Origin of the sequence: Pseudomonas sp. MF6776 (genome assembly GCF_016613125.1) — a bacterium.
Lineage (GTDB): Bacteria > Pseudomonadota > Gammaproteobacteria > Pseudomonadales > Pseudomonadaceae > Aquipseudomonas > Aquipseudomonas iridis.
On record NZ_JAENSQ010000019.1, the window covers coordinates 33,871 to 55,203 of the forward strand.

The following is a 21,333-nucleotide window of genomic DNA, read 5'->3' on the forward strand; positions in this document are numbered from 1 at the left end:
TGGCAAATCAGCTCCCGCAAGGTTTTGGAGTGTTCACAGAATCTGTGCCATTCAGATAAACCTGTGGGAGCTGGCAAGCCAGCGATGGCGGTATTAATAAAAAACACATTATCCAAGACGTTTGTTCGTTAACCCGCGCGGAAAATCAGATGATCTTCCCAGTCATCCTCTGCCACGCTGCCTTCGGCGAGCATGCGCCCGGACTGGGAAATCCTTTCGTGGTGCACCGCATCTCGGTCGCCGCACACCAGGTGATGCCATAACGGCAGATCCTTGCCTTCGCTCACTAGTCGATAACCACAAGTCGGCGGCAGCCATTTGAACTCTTCAGCCTGGCCGGGAGTGAGCTGGATGCAGTCCGGGACAAACTTGATGCGGTTCGGGTAGTCGCTGCACTGGCAGGTTTTCAGGTCCAGCAGTTTGCAGGCGATGCGCGTGTAGTAAACGCTGTTGTCTTCCTCATCCTCGAGTTTTTGCAGACAGCACAGGCCACAGCCGTCGCACAGCGATTCCCATTCCTCCAGATCCAGTTGATCGAGGGTTTTGCGTATCCAGAACGGTTCGACTTTGGCGGCCATGGCTCAAGCATCAACATCAGGTGGTGAAAAGGCCGCCAGTCTAGTGCCGAAGGCCCGGCGGGCCAAGCGCTGGCGACTGCCGGTTGCCCCGCACTTGTCAGTTTCTGTGGCAACGCGATCAATAACCGCGATTGAAATCCACTTCCCCGCGTAATGCTTCACCCGCCTGATACGCCTTCAAGTTGTCGACGAACAACTGCACCATCAACGACGGTGACGTCGGCGCCGAGCTGTGACCGGTGAGCAGCAAGCCCCACGCCGTCCAGAAAGGGTGACGTTGCGGCAGTGGCTCCTGACGGCAGACGTCGATCACCGCGCCCGCCAGATGACCTTCCTTGAGGGCCTCCACCAGATCCGCATCGACCACTGCCACGCCCCGCCCGACGTTCATGAACAACCCGGTCGGCTTGAATTGCTTGAACAGCGCCGCGTCGTAGATATCGTGGGTGTGTTCGGTATTGGGCAGCAGGTTGACCACGTAATCCACTTCGCCCACCAGTCGCGGCAGATCCGCCATTGAGCCGACCTCGACAAACGGCGCCTGCTCGCGGGCACTGCTGGCGATACCGTACAACTCAACGCCGAACGGCAGCAGAAACTGCGCCACGCTCTGGCCGATGTCGCCGGTGCCGACGATCAGCACCTTGCGCCCGACCAGACTCTGACCGGTGCGGTTGTCCCATTTACGCTCGACCTGGCTGACCAGCCGTGCCAGCACTTCGCGTTCGTGGCCGAGCATATAGGTCAGCACGTATTCAGCCATCACCTGGCCAAAAATCCCCACCGCGCGGGTCAAGCGATAATCCCGGCAGAGGCCGTCGGCGAGCAGCGGTGTGATGCCGGCCCAGGTCGATTGCAGCCATTGAGGTTGATGCCCCTGGCGCAACAAGGTCGCGAGCAGATCCGGCTGTCCCAGCCACACCGGGCAGTCGGCAGCCAGTTGAGCCAGTTCAGCCGAGTCGCCACTGGTCAGCACTTCGAGCTCCGGCGCCGCCTGTTGCAGCAGCCGGGCGTATATCGCGTGGTCGTGTTCAGCAATCAGAACGCGCATCTTCAAACCTTTCGCAAATCGTGCAGATGGCCACAACATTCATCGCGGCCATCGCGTTAAAAACAGTTCCAGGGTTAACGAGGCCCAGAACAGGGCCTCGCCGATCACATTGGGTCGTTGCGGCGCAACAACTCTTCGGGCAAGTGCTCGATGTACTCGTCCTCGGCCGGTGGCATTTGCAGGTGATAGCCCTGCTTGTCGAGGTTTTCCAGCACCACGGCGATATCTTCGCTGGCCAGTTTGCGCTCCGGCGACAGCACCAGATTGAACGAGTGTTTCGGCTTGCCGAACGCCAGCATCAGGGCTTCCGGAACACGCTCAAGCTCATCGCTCTTGAGCACATAGAGGTACATGCCGCTGCGTTTCGAGCTTTGGTAAATGGAGCAAATACGTTTCAAGGCTGTTCTCCGGCGGTGGCCAGGCTGTCGAGCAGCTTCTGACCCATGAGTTCGCGGCGCCAGCCACGCAGCGACTCAGGCAATTGGTAAGGACCCTCGGGGTAGCCGCTTTTGACCAGAGCTTCGAGGGTTTTCTTGCGCAGCATCAGTTCCGGGGCGATGTCCAGGCGCTCGGCCTCGGCTTGCCCCAGGGCGCGCAGTTGCTTGATCAACGCGGCCGCTTCGATCGGCAATGGCTCCGGCACAGCGGGCGGCCATTGATCAGGACCCACACTGCCAGAGCGCTTGATCAGATCAAGCAGAAATTCGCCGTCCTGACGCACGGTACGCGGGTGCATGTCCTCGATCTTGCCCAACGCACTGAGCGAGTCCGGTTGCGTGCGGGCCAGCGGCCACAGCGAATGCTCGCGCACGATACGGTTGCGCGGCAGGTCGCGGGCGCGGGCCTCGCGTTCGCGCCAGGCGCACAGTTCGCGCAGCACGGCCAACTGCGCACGGGACAGTTTCCACGCCAGTTTGGCGTCGCGATAAACCTCGTACGGATCGGTTTCGCGACGCAGGTTGGCGACCAGTTCAGCGCCATCCTCCAGTACCCAGGCGAACTTGTCGTCAGACAGTTTCGGGCGCAACTGTACGAAAACCTCCGCCAGATGCACGGCATCTTCGGCGGCGTAGCTGATTTGCGTGTCGGACAACGGACGCTGCAACCAGTCGGAGCGGGTTTCGCCTTTCGGCAGTTCGATGCCAAGCACTGATTGCACCAGCCGCGAATAACCCATCGAGAACCCGAGGTTCAGATAAGCGGCGGCCAATTGCGTGTCGAACATTGGCGCTGGCAGGCTGCCTGTCAGGCGCAACAGGACTTCGAGGTCTTCACTGCAGGCGTGCAGGACTTTAAGCACCGCCGGGTTTTCCAGCAGTGCGGCCAGTGGTTGCCAGGCATTGATGCTCAGCGGGTCAATCAGGTAGGCGCGTTTGCCGTCGCCAACCTGTAACAGGCCGGCAATCGGGTAGAAGGTGTCGACCCGCATGAATTCGGTGTCGATGGCCACGAAAGGCAGCTGCTGCCACTCGGCGCAAAATTGCGCGAGGCTTTCGTTGTCGCGAATCCAGTGAATATCGATGGCCACACGGCTCTCCCTTGAAGAATGGCGCGCAGTATATATCGCCACTGGCGGTTTCCGCGCCTCAACTGGACAAGAGCTTGATGAAATCTCCCGCCTGAAGGAAGAATAGTCTTACAAGGTGAGTCTGCTGGCTCACTCTTTGGCCAACACCCCGTCGATCACCGCGCCACGGCAGCCCGCGAACATGTCCAGATCCTGCTGATACACCGAGCTGTGCACTTCCAGCAGGCCCAGCATCGAATGAAACAGATTGTCCTGGCTCAATGGCTTGTCGCGAGTCATTTGCAGGCAATGCGTATCGACCGAGTAGGACTTCTGATAGCTGTCGGAGAACCACGCCAGCATGGCGACATGTTTCTGCTGCTCCGGCGCCAGCATGTAAGGCGTGCCGTGAAGGAACAGGTTGTACTCGCCCAGCGACTCACCGTGATCAGACAGATACAGCATCGCGGTATCAACCTTGTCCTGATTGCTGCGCAACACATCGATCAGACTCGACAGCACATGGTCGGTGTACACCAGCGTGTTGTCGTAACCGTTAACGATACTTTCGCGGCTGCAGTTGTTCAGCGCATTACTTTCACAGACCGGGGTGAAGTGCTCGTACTCCTTCGGATAACGCTTGAAGTACTCCGGGCCGTGACTGCCCATCTGGTGCAATACCAGCACGGTGTCCTTGTCCAGATGATCGATAAAACCCTGCAGGCCTTGCAGGAGAATTTCGTCGCGACATTCGCTGTTGGCGCACAACGTCGGGTCTTTCAAGTTGCTGACGTTTTGCACAGTGACGCGATTACAGGTGTCTTTGCAGCCGGACTGGTTATCGCGCCAGATCACGTCGATCCCCGCGCGCTTGAGCACATCCAGCAAACCCTCTTCATTCTTCGCCTTACTGGCGTCGTAGTTCTTGCGGCCCATGTTGGAGAACATGCACGGCACTGAGACCGCCGTTTCCGTGCCGCAGGAATGCACATCGGTAAACGCAATCAACCCTGCTTCCTTGTCGAGTGTTGGCGTGGTGTCGCGGTCATACCCCAAAATGCCAAAGTTCTCCGCCCGCGCACTTTCACCCACCACCAATACGGTCAAGGATTTGCGCGGATGATTCTGCAAGGCAACATCGCGCTGAGCATCCTCGCCGATCTTGACGAATGGCTGCTGCGCAGAAGCGACTTGTTCACGCAGATAACCGGCCGATGCGCCGATGTAGTTGCTCGGCACCAGCATCAGGCGCAATTCGTGGTGATTGCGAAACAAGGATGACAAACCCTGGTAGTTGGCCAGCGCCACCCCACCGATGACCGCCACCGAGGCAAAGCTCACAATGACCTTGCTGAACAACTCGCGGTGCCAACGGCGGTAGTCGACTGGAACTTTCCACAGTATCCAGGACGGCACCACACCTAAAAAGACTATATAAGCGAGCAACTTTAGAGAGAGCAGATCACGAACTTCGGTGACATTGGTTTCAGCGAAGTTACGCAACATTCCCGCATCGATCAATACACCGTATTGGCTCATGAAATAAGCCACGCTGGCGCTGATCAGGAACAGCAATATCAGTACCGGTTTCAAGACTCGGAGAAACGCCAGGAAGGTCAGCACAATGTTGAAGGCCGCGAAGATCATCGCCCCGAAAGCGACACGCAGGGCTATGCCCTTGGCATCCGCCGAGGTAATCGCGAACAGGTGCTGCCAAAGCACAACGTTGAATCCAGCTAAAAAAAACGCACTGGCACACAACGTCACCCATTCCGGGCGCACGGCTTTTAACTTCAACATGATTAAGGATATTCCTGAAGAGAAGTGCCATCGCCAATTGTGAAAAGTTCATTGACTCAGACAGCACAAACTTTAAGCAGGCAACCATCAATTTTTTGTGAAAAATAAGATAACGATTAGTTGGTTGATGGCTAAAAGCCAAAACTTGCGAAGTATTTGAGAATGGTTCAGGTCTGGTTCAGCGAATCGCAGGATTCTCCTGCAGGGGGTCGCGAGGTTATTTGATTTTTAGGTGGGGTCGTGGATTTTCTGGTTTGCCCCTGTCAGGTGAGTACGCGCCTAATCGTCAGCCTTCGGTTTTAAGGTCTGAACATGGAAAACATCCGCATCACCGCCCGCCCCGCAACCTGGCTCATGCTCGGCATCGTCTTGGTCGGCCTTAACCTGCGCCCATCGATGGCGGCAGTTGGGCCGTTGTTATCGGCGATACGTGGCGATATTACGTTGAGTTTCAGCGTCGCCTCGTTGTTGACGATGCTCCCTGTCATGGCGATGGGATTGGCGATGTTTTTCGCAATGAGCATCAGCCAGCGCCTCGGCGAGCAACGCACGGTACTGATGTCGCTGGCCATCATTGGTCTGGCGACCGTGGCACGCCTGTTTGTTGATTCGGCCGCCGAGCTGATTGTCAGTGCCGTGCTCGCCGGGTTCGGGATCGCACTGATTCAGGCCTTGATGCCAGCGTTCATCAGATCGCGATTTCCCGACAACGTGGCACTGTGCATGGGCCTGTATGTGACCTCGATCATGGGCGGCGCGGCCATCGCCGCCTCGTTTGCACCACTGGTCATGTCACGCACTGGCAGTTGGCGTGTCGGTCTGGCGATATGGGCAGGGCTGGCGCTGCTGGCATTGTTGTTCTGGTGGGCACAGCGGGTGAATACGCCTCGGGGCTCGGCGCCAGCTGTAAGAAAACAATCCTTCTTCACACATTCCCGCGCCTGGTTACTCGCAATCTTCTTCGGCCTGGGGACAGCGTCCTACACGTGCGTGCTCGCCTGGCTCGCGCCGTACTACGTTGAAAAAGGCTGGAGCGAACAAAGCGCCGGGCTGTTGTTAGGTTTTCTGACCGCCATGGAGGTGATTTCCGGCCTGGTAGTGCCCGCCATTGCCAATCGCAGCCGTGATCGTCGTGTGGTGCTGATGGCGCTTCTCGGGCTGATCATTGGCGGTTTCTGTGGACTGATCCTCAGCCCGCAATACCTCAGCCTGTTATGGCCGTGCCTGCTGGGTCTGGGGATTGGCGGCTTGTTCCCGATGAGCCTGATCGTTTCACTCGATCACCTCGACAACCCGCAGCGCGCCGGAGGTCTGACCGCCTTCGTCCAGGGAATCGGCTATCTGATTGCCGGGCTCTCGCCACTGATGGCGGGGATGATCCGCGATCAGCTGGGCAGCTTCGAATGGGCGTGGTGGTCACTGACCGCAGTGATGGTGGTCATGCTTCTCATGGTGTGGCGTTTCGATCCCCGGCATTACGCACGCCAGTTCCAATGATCGGGCTAGAGGCCTCTGGCCATGTTTCAGCGGTTTGATTGATGAAGTCGTCTTCCTAAAACTTTCTGTCCCACAACTGTCCGTGAAATGTCCTACAAGGCTTTGTCCTGGAACCATCGTTCCGTTAGGATCGTTCGCACACGTTTGCGCGTATTCAGCGCAAGAAGCACAGCGAGACAGTACGGATGCTGAACAGTAACTTGCTTCGAAAACTCGACATGCAGGATCTCATGGTGTTTGTCGCCGTGTATGAGCAGAGCAGCGTCACCGATGTTTCGGAAACGCTGTATGTCAGTCAGTCCACCGTCAGTTATTGCCTGAAAAAACTGCGCACCAGTTTCGAAGACGAGCTATTCATCAACACTCGCACGGGCATGCGCCCCACCTACAAGGCCTGCAGCATGTACGGCCATGTGCAGAAGATTCTTGAAAGTATCAACCTGTGCCACGCCGGCGCCCCGGTGTTCAACCCGACCCAGCAAGCGGTCACGTTCAACATCTGCGCACCGGAATATTTCGAGCAACTGATTCTGCCCCGCCTGTTGAAACGTTTCGACTTCGATGACTTGCCGGTGATGGTCAACGTGCACAAGTTCGAAACTGACGTCCCGGCCGACGAATTGCGCGACGGCAGCCTCGATCTGGTGATCAGTTTCGGCCCCAATTTTCACCGCCACCACACTGACCTGAAATCGCGAATGCTGCTGGAGGATGACCTGGTCTGCGTCTTCGACAAACGCGCCACGCCACTGGAGCCGCGATTGAGCCTGCAAGCGTTCACCGAGCGGCGGCATGTGTTCCCGACACCGTGGACGTCCACCACCAATATGGTCGACGGTTGGCTGGCACGGCAGGCACAGAAACGCCAGATCGTCGCGCGCTCGAACAGTTACAGCGCCGCACTGAAGATGATCACCGGCACAGATTTCATCCTCACCCTGCCCCGGCGCATCCAGCGTTTACTCACCAACGATGCGGTGTTTAATCACTGTGAGGCGCCCAATGGCCTGCCGGGATTCACCCTCGATATGCAATGGAGCCAGAACGCCGATCAGGACAGCGCCAACGTGTGGCTGCGCGAGCAAGTGATCAAGGTGTGCAGCGAGCTGGAAGCAGGCTAAATGGCGGCTTTACTGTAGGACTCGCGGTCGATATCCAACAGTTCCACACACAACTGCACCTCGACGCCGGCCGGCCATTCGCAAAGCTCCTGCAACACCGCCAGCAGACTTTGCGACAGCTGCTTCTTGGTCTCCGCCGAACGACCACTGAGCAGCGCCAGTTTCACATGCACAAACGCCCGCTCGCCCATGGCCGTGCCGACCTTGAAGGTTTCCACTTTTACCGCACGGCTCTTGATATCGAACTCGGCGGCGAACTGACCGGAACCCACCAACGTGTTGTTTAGCCGGATCAACGCGAGGTCGGCGTTCAACTGCGGCAGGTTGGCGGTGTATTCCATGTGCAGGTGTGGCATGGGGATGCTCCAGTCAGCGGGTTGGGGGGGCATACATATAACACAGCCAGTCGCAGCGCCCTTGTTGGGGTCACGCCGGGATCAGAGGTCTTTCGCTCATGAACGCTTCAAGCCGCGAGCGCAGCCAGCGCTCGGCCGGGTCGCTGTCGACGTGGCTGAGCCAGACCATCGACAGGTCCAGCGTCGGCGTCTTGAACGGGAACGGTTCCTTGAACAGCAATCCGGAAGTGGCCATGGCTGCGGCGGTGTAGTCCGGCAGACTGGCGATCAGGTCGGTGCCGGCCAACAGCGCCGGCAACGCGCTGTATTGCGGCACCGACAGCACCACCTGACGGGTACGACCGAGTTCCGCCAGCCACTCATCGGCGAAGCCGCTGACGTTGGCCGTGTGGGACACCAGCACGTGCGGACGCGCGCAGTATTCATCGAGGGTCAGCGGTGTATCGGAGGCGTCGGCACGCAGGATGCTCGGCTGAATGTGCCGCAGCAGTTTGCGCTTGGCATTGGCCGGCAGGCCACGGGTCTGGCTGATGCCGACGGTGATGTCGCCGGCGGCCAGCAAGTCGGGGATCCGCCAGTAATCGACGTGTTGCACTACAAACACGACGCTCGGTGCTTCCTGACGCAGCGCGCGCAACAGCGGCGGCAGCAGACCGAACTCAACGTCATCGGACAGCCCGATGCGGAAGGTCATGGTGCTCACCGCCGGATCGAAATCGCGGGTCAGGCTCAGCGCCACCGACAGCGAATCCAGCGCAGGCTTGAGGTGGCGAAAGATATCTTCGGCACGGGCCGTCGGCTCCATACGGTGGCCGACGCGAATAAACAACGGATCGTTGAGCATCGTGCGCAATCGGTTGAGCGCCGAGCTGATGGTCGGCTGGCCGAGAAACAGCTTTTCCGCCGCGCGGGTGACGTTGCGTTCGAGCATCAAGGTCTCGAACACCACCATCAGGTTGATGTCAGCCTTGCGAAGTTCATTGCGGTTCATCCATAGCCCCCTGCTCCCCGGAATGCGGGCAGTGTAGAAAGGCCTGGGGGGCGGCGTCCATCGCCATGATGCGTCGGTCCACCGGCAGGCGATTCAAACCCGTCCGGATGACCAACTCAAGATCGAGCAACTGACGAAAAAACCTAATGGGGGCGCGGGAGAAGTCTGTCGAGAAAGTACGCCATACAGCCAATCAACCGGACACACCAGACGCTCTGGCTCAAGCCCTTCAGAAACATCCTCCAACGATTGGAAACAAATGTCCGATGGCCAAAAAAACCGCCTGCGCTAGGCTTGCGTCGATGCGCCACACAGGCTGTCGCACGTATTAATCGCATGGAGCGAACTGAATGTATTTCGAGATTTACAGGCAATCCAGAGGCACCCCCACTACAGGCAAAGGCCAATGGCGCTGGAGGCTGCGCGCGGGCAATCACGAGACCATCGCCAGTGGCGAGTCGTATGTGAACAAGGCGGATTGTTTACACGTGATCGAGTTGATCAAGGGTGCGCATGGAGATACACCGGTTAAGGAAATTTAACCGCGAGAGTCACTGCGCGACACCGTCCTACAGCCTTTTCCTTTTTTGCTTTAACGACTGGCGGGCCTCCTTTCCTCTCCTACGCTCTGTGGCATATGGGGCAATCCGGCCCGGTTTCACCCAATCATTGAACTCAAAAGGAGCCGCAGACATGGCTAGAGACAAAGCTAAAGACGACAAGCATTTCAACTGCACACAAGCCCACGAAGCCGACTACGTCGCCAGCCTGTATCCGCACGCCAAGGAGGAAGTCAAAACCTTCCTTGCCTCGGCATGCAAGGACAACTCGCTGGATAACTCGACGCACAAGGAAGTTTATGAACTGATCAAACGGAAGCTGGGGCATTCTCAGCCGTGAGCGGACCGCCGAGGGGTTTGATGTAGACCCGGCTGAAATGCAAAGCCCCACAGGTTCGTCCTGGGGGCTTTTTCTATGTATGGCGGAGAGATAGGAATTCGAACCCCTTCTGAAGTCCTTGCAGGCCGCTTTAGCCCGCCAAAAACGGCGCTTTCGAGCTTCGCCGTTGGCGTACAGTGGGCTCAAGGGGCCTTCCATATGCCCTAATTTTGCCCTAAACAGAAACGCCGGCTCTCGGCCAAAAGCAGTCATTCCTAGAGGTATATTTCAGCTCCCTGATTACGGGAGCATCCGCTGCCAACGGATTGGTGGGGTGCGTTTACAGGTCGCCCCCACGACTAATCCACAATGTACAACTTCGCCCCGATCGTGGTGGATGAACGGTGCCCCTCAGCATTATTGCCCACTTGATAGCTCATGCCTGGCGTCAGTGTGAACTGACGACCATCTTCAAGTTCTGTATCCAATTGACCCTCCAGGCACAACAGGATGTGCCCCCTCCAACACCAGTGATCGGCCAAATATCCAGGGCTGTATTCAACCATCCGCACACGAGCTGATCCAAACTGGCAGGTACGCCAATAGGCTGTGCCTGTCTGACCGGCATGCGCCACCGGCTCTATCGTTGACCAATCGGTGGTACCAAATGGGATTGCAGTGAGATCCATTTTTGCCTCATCGATATGCAATAAATGCAGACCGTATCATTCGGGCGATGGTGCCGACAGACACAGACGGCCCGCATTTATAGGATACAGGGTGGGAGAAACTGCCTAGTCTTCAGCACGACCGCTGAATGATAAGCCGGGGTACCTGTCGTGGCGCGGTCACCTCCAAAACAGAGCGCGCCCAATCTGAAGGAAGCCAGACGAGGGCAGGCGGCAACAAAGTATTCCGGTCAGGAATACGCCCATGAACATCATGAATTTTATTTATCGCTGTAAATCTCGTAGCGTGCCTCCTTCTGCATAAGGAGATGACCTGTGAATAATTCCCGCCTGCGCTTGTACGTTGACTCTCAATTTTGCAGCCCCTATGCCATGTCGGCTTTCGTGGTACTCCGCGAAAAGGGCATCGAATTTGAAATGATCCCGCTAGACCTCGACTCGTCCGAAAACCAGTCAGAGGACTATGCCAGCCTCTCGCAGACCCAGCGGGTACCCACACTTGTGCACGGCGACTTCGCCTTATCTGAATCGTCGGCGATCACTGAGTACCTGGAAGACGTTTTCCCCCAGGCGCCGGTTTACCCACAAGACATGATGCAGCATGCAAAGGCACGACAAGTCCAGGCATGGGTGCGGAGTGACCTGCTGCCCATTCGGCAGGAACGATCCACATTGGTTGTGTTTTATGGACTCAAATCAAACCCCTTGTCGCCAGCTGCCGAGTCGGCAGCGCGCAAGCTGTGCAGTGCCGCACAAACGCTACTGTCCGACAGCCCCGAGTACCTGTTCGGTCAATGGTCGATCGCCGATGTGGATCTGGCCTTGATGCTCAACCGGCTGATATTCAACGGCGACTCCGTACCACCCGCGCTGGTGGAGTACGCGCAGCGCCAATGGCAACGACCAACCGTACAGGAGTGGGTCAAATTGCAACGTCCTCCGATGTAGTCGGCACACCTATCGTTTGTGGAGAGCGGCTTATATTTAGAGAGGGTTTCGGGCTCGTTTCAAAACTAGGCCTGGAACCCATTCTAGATGGCCGGATGTAACGCAAGCAGCTTCGGGAATAGGTACAGGGTACCAATCGAAAAACGTTTTCGATCAGCGGCGGCGATTGTAATCGGAGTGGACATCGCGTTTCTGAGCAAACTCCAAGTTCGCCGACTGACCGAACGCTGGCAGATTTCCGTAAAGACGAGGACTTCAAAATGCTGCTTGTGCTTTCACACAGCCTGGGTCGATAGCAGCACTTCACCACACGCAGCAATCGGCCCCGTTAGTGTAAAAACATCTTCCAAGTTCGACGGAGTATGTTTCAGGCCAGAGGTTGAACACAGCCTGAAAATTCTTGGTATGTTGCGAGAAGGCTTCCTCTTTTTAGGACAAAAATGATTTCACATGTATTCATCGGAGTGAATGACTTCAATAGAGCACTTGTGTTTTATCAAGGGGTCATGGAGATACTCGGACTTGATCTCAAGTTCACAGACTTTGAACGCCCATGGGCTGGCTGGAAACACCCCGACACTGCACGGCCTCTTTTCGTGGTGGGCAAACCGTTCGACAGCCAATCTGCGACGCTAGGGAATGGGCAAATGATTGCTCTACTAGCACCTAATAGACAGATCGTACGCAACGCCCATGCTTTGGCGTTGGTCTTGGATGGAACATGCGAAGGCACTCCGGGCCTGCGACCCGAATACCACCCGGATTTTTATGGGGCGTACTTTCGAGACCCTGAAGGAAACAAGCTTTGCGTGTGTTGTCACGATCCAGAATAGATCAAGTGCAGGATATAAAGATGTCTCAGGCGCCTTTCGAGCGGCCGGTTATGTCCGCTTCTGGCCGTTATCTGCCTGTCGCGACGGGTGCACTGCTAAGGATTAGTTGCACCAGGGGATGACTATTTAGCAGGTGATTTTGAGGTCTCCACCCGCAAACATTCCGGGGTATGACGTTCAAGGACTGGCATGGGTATCCATACATCCTGCCAACAGCGCTACCGCCAGCGCTCCTATTAATATCCGCAGACTTACTCCTCATGGCCTCGCGCGCTGAAAGTCGAAAAATAGAAAGAGATTTTCTCTTCCTCAACATCTTTCAATTCGTACCTGATTCTGTCCAGGCCGTTATCGATTCGCGTCACGACGAGGTCCATGAATTGGGTTAGCCCGCCACCGAAGTCGTTTAGGTTCAGTGCGCTGACATCATGAAAAACAGCCGTCACACCCTCTGTTTCCGGGTCTTTGGAGGACGACATAGTCAAGGTGAGGTTGTATTTGAAATCCATCATTTCGAGATTCATCGAAGCTACACAATTGTGCTCGAAAAAGAGTTCATTTAAGCGAGAAATGTCCATCTACAGTCTCGAAAATAGCGCAAGTTTGGCCCTCAGAGCTTCGGACGCTACTACGAACAATTTCGTGTAGGTCACTTCTGTGAAAATGCTGGCAATTCACCACCCGCCGGCCGAAAAAATATGCCAAGAAAGGGCTCAGAGTGCGACTGTCCGTGCATAGGCGCATGCAGGGCCCGACATTGGTAAAACTCGAGACCTACAGGTTGTTACCACGCCGCCGAGCCACTCAAGAACTCACATTAACATCGTCGCTATGCCGCAGCGCCAAGGGCCTGCTTGCCCAGTAGAGTTTTTTGAACTGCGCGCAATCCATAGCCTTCGCGAACAGCCATCCCTGAGCGTAACGGACCTGGTTCGCACGTAGGTAGTCGAGCTGCCCTGTCGTCTCGACGCCCTCTGCAATCAGCGTCAATTCCAAGGCACGCCCCATCTGAATGACGTGAGTGACCAAGAGCGTCTTTTCAGCAGCTGCACCGACCTGCTCAACGAACGACCGGTCGATCTTGAGCGCATCGAGCGGCAACTGCTGCAGATACTGCAAACTTGAATAGCCTGTACCGAAGTCATCCAGCGCGATAATAAAACCGGCATTACGCGCACGTTCTATGGTGATTTTGGCTGGAGCAGGATCGAGCAGGCTGCGCTCAGTCACCTCCAGCCAAATTTGCCCCGGGAGAACGTCCAGGCGCTGAACCTCCTCCAGTAGCTTCGGCAAAAAGTGCCCTGTACACACGTCGGCCGCCGCCAGGTTCAATGCCACATGCATCGAGCGATCACTGGCCAGTATTGTCCCGAGGTCATTTAGAACGGTCTGTATCACCTGATTCGTGATGCCCTCAATCAGCCCACTGGACTCGGCCAAAGGAATGAAGTGGTCGGGATAGACGATTGTGCCGTCTGTTTTTTGCCAGCGGACCAACGCCTCGGCTCCAATGCATCGATGGGTTTCAATCTCGATGATTGGCTGGTAATGGACGAGAAACTCGTTCCGGCGTACAGCCTGCTCCAACGCGTTAAGCGGTGACAGTTTTCGCCGCCACCAGCGCAGGTTCGCCAATAGCAACGCTGCCGACACAATCAGGCCAACAGGCAGCAGATAAAGCACATGTTTCCAGAGACTTCGCAGCAGTTCCTGCCGCGGGATAGCTGCAATGACTGTGAAGTTGCCCTGCGCCGCCGATGTATAGAGAAAACCGTCTTTCAGACCGTGAGTCGGGCCTTGATGGACCAATGCCAGGAAGCTCGCCATGTTAGGCCGCGCAGGGCCCAGCAAGCGGCCTTGCCGCGTCCCCACTGCCAGCTTGATGCCTTCATCGAGGTCCACTTCGCGAAATTGCTCGGGATCCACCAGAACATTGAACGCCGCGAACTGCAGGGCCAGCATCGGCTTGATCAGAGGGTTGTCGTCGTACGCCTCGATGGAAACCTTCACGCCATCCTCGGTGACGAAATCCTCGGGCCACTTAGTGGCGCGTGGCGACGTAGTGCCCCAGGAAGTACAGGCAAACACATCTTCCTCGTAGCCCACCGACTCAACCGAAAAAGTGTTCATGGCAATCATGCGCATCTGCTCGATGCTTTCCGGCGTGCAAGGTTGCAGATCGGTAAGGGCAACGTTTTTGAGTGTTTGGGATGCCTGTTCAAACGTAGCACTGGCGCGTTGACTGGCAATCTGCGCGAGGGTGTGGAGTCGTTCGTTGGCGACATAGGTCGTCAACAGCCATCCACCCGCAAAAGTGAGGACCAGCGGGACGATCACCGATAGCAGCGCCAGGAGCATACCCTGGCTGCTGATCCTTGAACTGTTCATTTCACCGCCTGAGCAATGGCTATTGACGCGTCTTGGCCGTGGTTTGACGTGTCGGGTCGTTGATAAGGATTACTGCTTTTATCTTAAAATCCTGGAGCCAATCAACAAGCCATCAGCGAGTCGAAAGCGCGGGTTATACGCCTGATTCATCTTATTCTGGTCCGGCACTTTGGAGCGTTGATGCAAGGCACGATTCCACTCTATTACGCCCGCTCTGTTTGGCGCGATACAAGCATTCGTCTGCCTGCTTGAGCACAACGTCTGCGGGAGTGGGTGCTTGCACACAAGTCGCGACACCGATCGACGCGGTAATACGCCCGACTCCAGGGATGTCACTCGTAGCGATGGCTTGCCGAACTCGCTCGGCAATCAAATTCGCCGATTCGAGATCGGTATCCGGCAGAATCAGCAAGAACTCTTCTCCACCCGCTCTACACGCGAGATCACCGGTGCGTGAGTAGCTCGCCAGTGTTGCAGCGACCTGCCTGATCGCCAAGTCGCCCTTATCGTGGCCGAAGGTATCATTCACTTTTTTGAAATGATCGATATCCAGTGACAGTACCGAATATGTGCGGCCTGCCTGCTCTAGCCCAAGCAACTCTTCATCCATCGCCCTGCGATTGGCAATACCTGTCAGCGGGTCAGTAAACGCCTGCTGATTGAGGCGGCCTATTTTTGCTTGCAAAAGCTGCACGCTGGTCAGCATCGCTTGACGAATAGAAAAAGCCTCCCGATACCATGCCTTCACGTGGTGAAGTTTCTCAGTCGCTCGCGGTGCCGACAATTGGCCAGCGATGCTGGAAAGCTGGTGCAAAGGTCGACAGATCAACAGAGCCCCCCACCACATCAGGACAAAGCCGATCAGAGCCGCTGGCACCATGCCCAATATCACGTTATCCATCAACGTCTTCAGGGGCGCAAGGCTGACCTCGCGCGGCTGCTGTGCGACCACAGCCCAACCGGCGCCCGGAACCTGAGCGTATCCCGCAAGCATTGGTATGCCCTTGTAATTGGGCACCTCCATGAATCCGCTCTCGCCGCGTAACGCAGCGTCCACGGTCTTGCTCCATCCAAGCGTTTCGCCAATTCGCGACGTCTCGGGGTGATAGAGCAGATGCCGATTCTGATCCGCGACGAAGGCAAATGTCCCGGTGTGATAAAAATGCTGGCTGATCAAGGTATGCAGCGCATTGTCCTGCTGCAGGTAAATCGAACCGCCAATGATGCCAACGTAACGGTTTGACGAATCATAGATGGGCTCAGAGACGAACACGACCAGGTTCCCAGCCGCTGATTTGTAAGCAGGACTGATAAACGGGCGCCTCGCCTCGATGGCGTTCTGAACGGCATCGGAGAGCAGTGTAGAACCGATGATTTGCAGCGTATCCGGATACGCTTCCAGCACCCTGGCATCAACATCGACAATCGCTATTGAATTGAAATCGGCATCCTGCTTCTGCAGACGCATCGCTTCGGCACGCAATTCCTTGGCATTGCCCCACTCCTTGCCCAACTCCACAGCACCGTAGTGCAGGTGGCTCTGCGCCGAGCGAATAAATTCAGAAAGGCTTGAGGCTACTTTCGCCGCGTAAGCACTGTTTGACTGAAGCGCATGTTCTACCAGCGCATCCCGTTGCACTCGATAGGCCGTGATGAGGCTGTTGCCTAAAGTGGCCAGTACCGAGAGCACCACGAGGGTGAAGATAAGCCAACGCAAGTCCAGAACTACACCGGGCGGCCGGTCGCCTGCCCTCTTGTCATCGACCGAATCCCTTTGATTGTTGGCTCTATCCATCGATGTCTACCGTGACGCATCTGTTTTCGTGAGACCGCTCAGCGGAGCAGCCCTGCCAATATCAATATCTCTGCACACACGCCCTACACGTGCTTCACGCAATATGCATGACACCCGGCTGTCTCTCAAGATCACTCATTTCGCTGTCCATCCCTTAAGCGAGCACCAATGACTGTGAATACAAGCGCCCAACGAATAGCCAACGACAATCTCAGGAGCACACCACATGACGACCCCAATACAAATCGGCGCACCATCCTGGCGGAGATTAAAGAGCGCCGCTTCGACTATGCGGCTCACTTTCCCAACTCACCAAGGGCCGCCATGTTCACGGGCACCGGCGGCCCCTCCCTAAAGCGTACAGTCAACGAAGGCATCGACCGCTGGCTGAGGTTCAAAAGGCGCTTAAAGCATCTAGCACCGCCGTCAATTACGTGAGCAAATCAAAACACGTGGAGACCAAGTTTGGCAGGCGCCGAATCCTCGATATCAGCAAGAGCGATATAGGGCTTTTTCAAGCACACCTACTGAAACAAGGTCTCTCCCCGAAAACCGTAAATGACATTTTCACTGTAGTACGGGGCGTCTGGGGTGACGCTTTCGGCGACGGCATTCTTAAATCCAATCAGCTAGACAGGGTTAACAATGTGGGGTCGGACGTCGATCTTGAGCACGCTGAGGCAGTTTGGACACGCTGACACAACGATGGTGAGAAAACATTATGGGAGGTGGATACCCAAAGACACCAAGAGCATGGCGGGTGTTGTGTCAAAAATGCTGGGGTTTAGACAGGACTAGAGCGGCATGTCGGGCAAGGTTTATACCCTAGAAATGCCCTAAATGAATTCACAGAAACGAAAAAGCCCCCGTAATCAGCAATGATTACGGGGGCTTCGTCTTGTTCAATAATGGCGGAGAGATAGGGATTCGAACCCTAGGTACCGGTGAAGGTACAACGGATTTCGAATCCGTCCCATTCGGCCACTCTGGCATCTCTCCAACGGCGCGCATCATAACAACACTTTTACCGAAAGCAAACCCTCTTTCGAAAAAATCTGCGTGCTATCAGATGCTTGCGTCGATTAAAGCGGTACGCCCAGACGATTGGCGACTTCTTCGTAGGCTTCGATAACGTCACCGAGGCCCTGACGGAAGCGGTCTTTGTCCATCTTCTTCTTGGTGTCCTTGTCCCAAAGACGGCAGCCGTCCGGGCTGAACTCGTCGCCCAGGACGATGGAGCCGTCGCTGAATACGCCGAATTCAAGCTTGAAGTCGACCAGCAACAGGCCTGCGTCGTCGAACAGTTTGCTCAGGACTTCGTTGACCTTGAGCGACAGTTCTCTCATGCGGACCAGTTGCTCGGCGGTGCCCCAGCCGAATGCCACAACGTGGGATTCGTTGATGAACGGGTCGCCCTTGGCGTCGTCCTTCAGGAACAGTTCGAAGGTGTACGGATTGAGCTTGATGCCCTCTTCCACACCCAAACGCTTGACCAGGCTGCCCGCGGCATAGTTACGCACGACGCACTCGACCGGGATCATGTCCAGCTTCTTCACCAGGCACTCGTTGTCGCCCAGCAGTTTGTCGAATTGGGTCGGAATGCCGGCCGCTTCGAGCTTCTGCATGATGAAGGCGTTGAACTTGTTGTTCACCATGCCTTTGCGGTCGAGCTGTTCGATGCGCTTGCCGTCGAACGCCGAAGTGTCGTTGCGAAACAGCAGGATCAAGCGGTCAGCGTCGTCGGTCTTGTAAACCGATTTGGCTTTGCCGCGGTAGAGTTCTTCACGTTTTTCCATGATGGGCTCCGCTTGCTAAGTAGGTGGGCTAGGCGATGTGGCGCCAGTCGAGCCCTGAATCTTGATCGGCCAGTTGCAGCCAGTCCGGGTCGCACCCAAGGGTGTCGACAAAACATTGTCGGGCCAGCTGCGGCAAGTTGTTCTTGCTGCTCAGATGAGCCAGGACCAGATGTTGCAGCCCCTGCCAGCCCAGCTCGGACACCAGGAATGCCGCCTGATGGTTGTTCAAATGTCCCAGCTCGCCGCCCACCCGCTGCTTGAGAAAGTACGGGTAGTGACCACGGGCCAGCATGTCACGACAATGGTTGGATTCGATCATCAACGCATCGAGATCCCGATAACCCTCCAGCACCCGCTCGCAGTAGGAACCCAGGTCGGTCAGCAGGCCGAAGCGCCGCTGCTCGATGTCACTGAATACATACTGGGTCGGTTCCTGCGCATCGTGGGCCACGGCAATGACCCCGATGTTCAGTGCACCGATCTGCAGTTGCTCGCCGCCGGCCAGAAAGCCTGCGGGTTCAATCGGTTTGCGCATCCCGCGCAGTGTGCCGCGACTGAGGTAGACCGGCAGATTGTAGCGCCGAGACAGTAAACCCACGCCATGCACGTGGTCGGCATGTTCGTGGGTTACGAGTATCGCGCTCAGTTGCGCCGGGTTTACACCCAGGCGCAACAGGCGTTTTTCGGTTTCCCGCAGGGAAAAACCACAATCCACCAGCACATACGTATCAGCACTGGCGATCAGCGTGCCGTTCCCTTGGCTACCGCTGCCGAGAACGGCAAAACGCATGTGATCAGCCTAGGTTGTCCTGAATTACGCTCAACACTTTGCGCGCCACGTCAGCCGGCGCAACGGTGTTGATGTTTTTCTCGACGGTCACCTGAATGTTCTCGCCAACCTTGCTCAGGCGAACCTGATAACGCTCGGCACGGGCTTCAACTTCTTCCTTGCTCGGCGCGCTACCGAACAGGCCGCTGAAGAAACCAGGCTTGTCGTCTTTCTTCTCGGCTTTTTCGGCCAGGTTGATGTAGTACAGGCCCAGACTGCGGTTGATGTCTTCAACGCGCCATTCACCTTGTTCCAGTGCACGGCCAACGCTCGACCAGGCACGGTCAAGGTCGGTACCGACGTTCAACACCGGGTTACCGCTGCCATCTTCGTTAAGACTGACGCGGCTCGGGGTATCGAAATCACGGGACGCCAACATCGACACCGAACCGCCCTTCTCGGAGATACGGCTCATGCTCGCGAGCATGTCGTCGACCAGAGCGGCGTCCAGACCCGTGTTGACCGAACGGTTGGTGAAGGCCACATCGGCGCTGCTGCCGGCAGGACGCTCGGCGCTGACCACGTAGATTTCACTGGTGTTGCGCTGCACGCCTGGCTCGATCCGCACACGAACGCGGGTTTCGCTGTCGGTGCTGACGCCGGCTGCGCTCAGGCGCTTGGCCATTGCTGCCGACAGCTCGTCGGAATGCTGCCAGGTGGTGGTGAATTCGCCGGTTTGTGGACGCTGTTCATCCAGACGGAAACCGTTGTCCTGGAAGAACTGCACAGCCACTGGCCAGACTTCGGCCGGTGGATGCTGGGCCACGACCCAACGGGTATCGCCACTCTTCTGCAGCGAGTAGTCGCTGGCATCGGCAACGGCCGACAACGGCTGAGGACGTGGAACCACGTACTCGCCCTTGGCGGTGTCGTCAGCGACGTTGCGCGGGATCGGCAACAGCGGATCCAGACGCTTGGAAGTGCTGACGTCTGCTGGCAGTTGCATCGGTGCAGTCTGTTGCGCTTGCAGGTAATCGCTACCACGGTCGCGGAAATAACCTTCCGGCCCCCAGACCCATCCGCAGCCGCTGGTGCTGGAGATAATCAAGGCAAGTGCGGAAAGTCCGGCCATTCGCTTCATGCGTTGTACTTCCTCAATTAAACCAGGACGCTGCACTGGCGCAGGGCCGAGCGAAGCGTTTCATGACAAGGAGTGCTCAGCCAGGTGAGTGGCAGGCGGATGCCTTCGTGCATCAGGCCCATTTCAACCAAAGCCCACTTCACCGGAATCGGGTTGGCTTCGATGAACAGGTCTTTGTGCAGCGGCATCAGTTTTTCGTTGATTGCCCGTGCGGTCTCGGCGTCGCCCTTGAGCGCGGCCTCGCACAGATCAGCCATTTCGCGCGGAGCGACGTTGGCAGTAACCGAGATATTGCCCTTGCCGCCCAGCAGGATCAGCTCGACGGCGGTCGGATCATCACCGGACAGCACGATGAAATCCTTGCTCACGCCATCGATGATCGCTTTGGCACGAACCAGGTCGCCGGTGGCTTCCTTGATGCCGATGATGTTCGGCACGGTGGACAGGCGAATCACGGTCTCGGCCTGCATGTCGCATGACGTGCGGCCAGGAACGTTGTAGAGAATCTGTGGGATGTCGACAGATTCAGCGATGTGTTTGAAATGCTGATACAAGCCTTCCTGAGTCGGCTTGTTGTAGTACGGAACGACCAGCAGGCAGGCATCGGCGCCAGCTTCCTTGGCGTTGCGGGTCAGCTCGACGGCTTCGCGAGTCGAGTTGGCGCCGGTGCCGGCGATGACCGGAATACGGCCTGCAACCTGTTTGACCACGGCTTTGATGACGGCGATGTGTTCTTCTACATCAAGGGTTGCCGACTCGCCGGTAGTACCGACCGCGACAATGGCATGGGTGCCGTTCTTGAGGTGGAAGTCCACGAGTTTGCTGAGGCTGTCCCAGTCAAGACGCCCTTGTGCATCCATGGGAGTGACCAGTGCCACCATACTGCCCGCAATCATGAAACCGCTCCTGCCGGAAAAAGAGAGCGGTAATGGTACTGGCGCCAAGATGCTTGCACAAGCAAAGTACTGCGCTGCCGCCATTCCCCTTGGCGTCGCTTTTCGCTACCCTTCAGACTTTGATCGGTACTGATCAGCTTGTACGCCGGGTTTCAGCCTCCCTTTTCGGCCTCCCAGGCCCCGTTCCAGCGTCGCATCGACGCGCTCCCGTTGAGTGGAGCGAGCAGCGAGCGCTTGCCGGGGCTTTCTGAACGGACAGCCTTAATGGGCACACGGGCACTCTGCGGCGATCAACGCC

21 protein-coding genes and 1 tRNA gene are annotated in these 21,333 nt (G+C 56.8%); 6 read left to right on the top strand and 16 right to left on the bottom strand.

From position 1 onward, the window contains the following. Positions 1-128: 128 nt before the first annotated feature. From JJD74_RS20365 to JJD74_RS20385, 5 genes are all read right to left on the bottom strand, one after another. Complete coding sequence (locus JJD74_RS20365) at positions 129-578, bottom strand: YcgN family cysteine cluster protein (RefSeq protein WP_042558093.1); 450 nt, start codon at positions 576-578, stop codon at positions 129-131. 118 nt (positions 579-696) lie between these two features. Next, entirely contained in the window at positions 697-1,629 is a 933-nt protein-coding gene (locus tag JJD74_RS20370) for a D-2-hydroxyacid dehydrogenase (protein ID WP_200616657.1), read from the bottom strand. Between the two features lie 104 nt (positions 1,630-1,733). Further along, complete coding sequence (locus JJD74_RS20375) at positions 1,734-2,027, bottom strand: YcgL domain-containing protein (RefSeq protein ID WP_200616658.1); 294 nt, start codon at positions 2,025-2,027, stop codon at positions 1,734-1,736. Beyond that, positions 2,024-3,157, bottom strand: coding sequence for a ribonuclease D (gene rnd, locus JJD74_RS20380; protein ID WP_047300092.1), 1,134 nt, complete (start codon positions 3,155-3,157; stop codon positions 2,024-2,026). Before rnd ends, JJD74_RS20375 begins: the two co-directional genes overlap by 4 nt. A 129-nt stretch (positions 3,158-3,286) precedes the next feature. After that, on the bottom strand, positions 3,287-4,936 hold the full coding sequence (locus tag JJD74_RS20385) for a phosphoethanolamine transferase (RefSeq protein ID WP_200616659.1): 1,650 nt from the start codon (positions 4,934-4,936) through the stop codon (positions 3,287-3,289). Positions 4,937-5,248: 312 nt separating this feature from the next. Between JJD74_RS20385 and JJD74_RS20390 the strand changes: the two genes are divergently transcribed. Both JJD74_RS20390 and JJD74_RS20395 read left to right on the top strand, forming a co-directional pair. Beyond that, positions 5,249-6,433: a cyanate transporter gene (locus JJD74_RS20390; protein ID WP_200616660.1), complete on the top strand. Its 1,185-nt coding sequence runs from the start codon at positions 5,249-5,251 to the stop codon at positions 6,431-6,433. 185 nt (positions 6,434-6,618) lie between these two features. Beyond that, positions 6,619-7,554, top strand: coding sequence for a LysR family transcriptional regulator (locus tag JJD74_RS20395; RefSeq protein ID WP_042558088.1), 936 nt, complete (start codon positions 6,619-6,621; stop codon positions 7,552-7,554). On the opposite strand, the gene JJD74_RS20400 is transcribed toward JJD74_RS20395, so the two are convergent. Together JJD74_RS20400 and JJD74_RS20405 are read right to left on the bottom strand one after the other, a co-directional pair. Further along, positions 7,551-7,910, bottom strand: a complete 360-nt coding sequence (locus tag JJD74_RS20400; RefSeq protein WP_047300084.1) for a 5-carboxymethyl-2-hydroxymuconate Delta-isomerase — start codon at positions 7,908-7,910, stop codon at positions 7,551-7,553. The genes JJD74_RS20395 and JJD74_RS20400 overlap by 4 nt on opposite strands. Before the next feature lie 70 nt (positions 7,911-7,980). Beyond that, positions 7,981-8,901, bottom strand: coding sequence for a LysR substrate-binding domain-containing protein (locus tag JJD74_RS20405; protein ID WP_047300083.1), 921 nt, complete (start codon positions 8,899-8,901; stop codon positions 7,981-7,983). A gap of 350 nt (positions 8,902-9,251) precedes the next feature. Between JJD74_RS20405 and JJD74_RS20410 the strand changes: the two genes are divergently transcribed. Further along, entirely contained in the window at positions 9,252-9,443 is a 192-nt protein-coding gene (locus tag JJD74_RS20410; protein WP_200616661.1) for a YegP family protein, read from the top strand. A gap of 151 nt (positions 9,444-9,594) precedes the next feature. Further along, positions 9,595-9,801: a hypothetical protein gene (locus JJD74_RS20415; protein ID WP_042558084.1), complete on the top strand. Its 207-nt coding sequence runs from the start codon at positions 9,595-9,597 to the stop codon at positions 9,799-9,801. 338 nt (positions 9,802-10,139) lie between these two features. Here the strand turns inward: JJD74_RS20415 and JJD74_RS20420 are convergent, their stop codons facing one another. Beyond that, a complete protein-coding gene (locus tag JJD74_RS20420) occupies positions 10,140-10,469 on the bottom strand; it encodes a DHCW motif cupin fold protein (protein WP_042558083.1) in 330 nt (109 codons plus the stop codon). A 315-nt stretch (positions 10,470-10,784) separates the two neighbouring features. Here JJD74_RS20420 and yfcF point away from each other — a divergent pair, with 315 nt between their 5' ends. Next, entirely contained in the window at positions 10,785-11,417 is a 633-nt protein-coding gene (yfcF, locus tag JJD74_RS20425; protein ID WP_200616662.1) for a glutathione transferase, read from the top strand. Between the two features lie 440 nt (positions 11,418-11,857). Then, positions 11,858-12,250, top strand: coding sequence for a VOC family protein (locus JJD74_RS20430; RefSeq protein ID WP_042558082.1), 393 nt, complete (start codon positions 11,858-11,860; stop codon positions 12,248-12,250). A 251-nt stretch (positions 12,251-12,501) separates the two neighbouring features. Here the strand turns inward: JJD74_RS20430 and JJD74_RS20435 are convergent, their stop codons facing one another. The 8 genes from JJD74_RS20435 to dapA all read right to left on the bottom strand — a co-directional run bounded on the left by JJD74_RS20435 (position 12,502) and on the right by dapA (position 21,035). Further along, positions 12,502-12,828, bottom strand: a complete 327-nt coding sequence (locus JJD74_RS20435; protein WP_200616663.1) for a hypothetical protein — start codon at positions 12,826-12,828, stop codon at positions 12,502-12,504. Positions 12,829-13,054: 226 nt separating this feature from the next. After that, on the bottom strand, positions 13,055-14,638 hold the full coding sequence (locus JJD74_RS20440; protein WP_200616664.1) for an EAL domain-containing protein: 1,584 nt from the start codon (positions 14,636-14,638) through the stop codon (positions 13,055-13,057). 151 nt (positions 14,639-14,789) lie between these two features. Beyond that, the gene (locus JJD74_RS20445; protein WP_200616665.1) at positions 14,790-16,433 is read right to left on the bottom strand and encodes a sensor domain-containing diguanylate cyclase; all 1,644 of its coding nucleotides are present in this window, start codon (positions 16,431-16,433) and stop codon (positions 14,790-14,792) included. 909 nt (positions 16,434-17,342) lie between these two features. Continuing rightward, positions 17,343-17,432 (bottom strand) — tRNA-Ser (locus tag JJD74_RS20450). Between the two features lie 83 nt (positions 17,433-17,515). Further along, positions 17,516-18,229 (bottom strand): phosphoribosylaminoimidazolesuccinocarboxamide synthase, encoded by a 714-nt coding sequence (gene purC, locus JJD74_RS20455; RefSeq protein WP_200616666.1) that lies wholly within the window; start codon positions 18,227-18,229, stop codon positions 17,516-17,518. A 28-nt stretch (positions 18,230-18,257) separates the two neighbouring features. After that, positions 18,258-19,019: an MBL fold metallo-hydrolase gene (locus JJD74_RS20460; protein WP_042558077.1), complete on the bottom strand. Its 762-nt coding sequence runs from the start codon at positions 19,017-19,019 to the stop codon at positions 18,258-18,260. Positions 19,020-19,023: 4 nt separating this feature from the next. Beyond that, the gene (bamC, locus tag JJD74_RS20465; protein ID WP_042558076.1) at positions 19,024-20,139 is read right to left on the bottom strand and encodes an outer membrane protein assembly factor BamC; all 1,116 of its coding nucleotides are present in this window, start codon (positions 20,137-20,139) and stop codon (positions 19,024-19,026) included. A gap of 17 nt (positions 20,140-20,156) precedes the next feature. After that, complete coding sequence (dapA, locus tag JJD74_RS20470) at positions 20,157-21,035, bottom strand: 4-hydroxy-tetrahydrodipicolinate synthase (RefSeq protein WP_042558075.1); 879 nt, start codon at positions 21,033-21,035, stop codon at positions 20,157-20,159. Positions 21,036-21,333: the final 298 nt, after the last annotated feature.

What these genes read in the sequence shown, in the direction of transcription:
- JJD74_RS20415 (WP_042558084.1), top strand. Translation starts at nt 9,595, where the DNA reads ATGGCTAGAGACAAAGCTAAAGACGACAAGCATTTCAACTGCACACAA.
- JJD74_RS20400 (WP_047300084.1), bottom strand. Translation starts at nt 7,910, where the DNA reads ATGCCACACCTGCACATGGAATACACCGCCAACCTGCCGCAGTTGAAC.
- bamC (WP_042558076.1), bottom strand. Translation starts at nt 20,139, where the DNA reads ATGAAGCGAATGGCCGGACTTTCCGCACTTGCCTTGATTATCTCCAGC.
- purC (WP_200616666.1), bottom strand. Translation starts at nt 18,229, where the DNA reads ATGGAAAAACGTGAAGAACTCTACCGCGGCAAAGCCAAATCGGTTTAC.
- JJD74_RS20440 (WP_200616664.1), bottom strand. Translation starts at nt 14,638, where the DNA reads ATGAACAGTTCAAGGATCAGCAGCCAGGGTATGCTCCTGGCGCTGCTA.
- JJD74_RS20430 (WP_042558082.1), top strand. Translation starts at nt 11,858, where the DNA reads ATGATTTCACATGTATTCATCGGAGTGAATGACTTCAATAGAGCACTT.
- JJD74_RS20435 (WP_200616663.1), bottom strand. Translation starts at nt 12,828, where the DNA reads ATGGACATTTCTCGCTTAAATGAACTCTTTTTCGAGCACAATTGTGTA.
- JJD74_RS20405 (WP_047300083.1), bottom strand. Translation starts at nt 8,901, where the DNA reads ATGAACCGCAATGAACTTCGCAAGGCTGACATCAACCTGATGGTGGTG.
- JJD74_RS20385 (WP_200616659.1), bottom strand. Translation starts at nt 4,936, where the DNA reads ATGTTGAAGTTAAAAGCCGTGCGCCCGGAATGGGTGACGTTGTGTGCC.
- JJD74_RS20445 (WP_200616665.1), bottom strand. Translation starts at nt 16,433, where the DNA reads ATGGATAGAGCCAACAATCAAAGGGATTCGGTCGATGACAAGAGGGCA.
- JJD74_RS20370 (WP_200616657.1), bottom strand. Translation starts at nt 1,629, where the DNA reads ATGCGCGTTCTGATTGCTGAACACGACCACGCGATATACGCCCGGCTG.
- JJD74_RS20395 (WP_042558088.1), top strand. Translation starts at nt 6,619, where the DNA reads ATGCTGAACAGTAACTTGCTTCGAAAACTCGACATGCAGGATCTCATG.
- JJD74_RS20365 (WP_042558093.1), bottom strand. Translation starts at nt 578, where the DNA reads ATGGCCGCCAAAGTCGAACCGTTCTGGATACGCAAAACCCTCGATCAA.
- dapA (WP_042558075.1), bottom strand. Translation starts at nt 21,035, where the DNA reads ATGATTGCGGGCAGTATGGTGGCACTGGTCACTCCCATGGATGCACAA.
- JJD74_RS20390 (WP_200616660.1), top strand. Translation starts at nt 5,249, where the DNA reads ATGGAAAACATCCGCATCACCGCCCGCCCCGCAACCTGGCTCATGCTC.
- JJD74_RS20460 (WP_042558077.1), bottom strand. Translation starts at nt 19,019, where the DNA reads ATGCGTTTTGCCGTTCTCGGCAGCGGTAGCCAAGGGAACGGCACGCTG.
- JJD74_RS20410 (WP_200616661.1), top strand. Translation starts at nt 9,252, where the DNA reads ATGTATTTCGAGATTTACAGGCAATCCAGAGGCACCCCCACTACAGGC.
- JJD74_RS20420 (WP_042558083.1), bottom strand. Translation starts at nt 10,469, where the DNA reads ATGGATCTCACTGCAATCCCATTTGGTACCACCGATTGGTCAACGATA.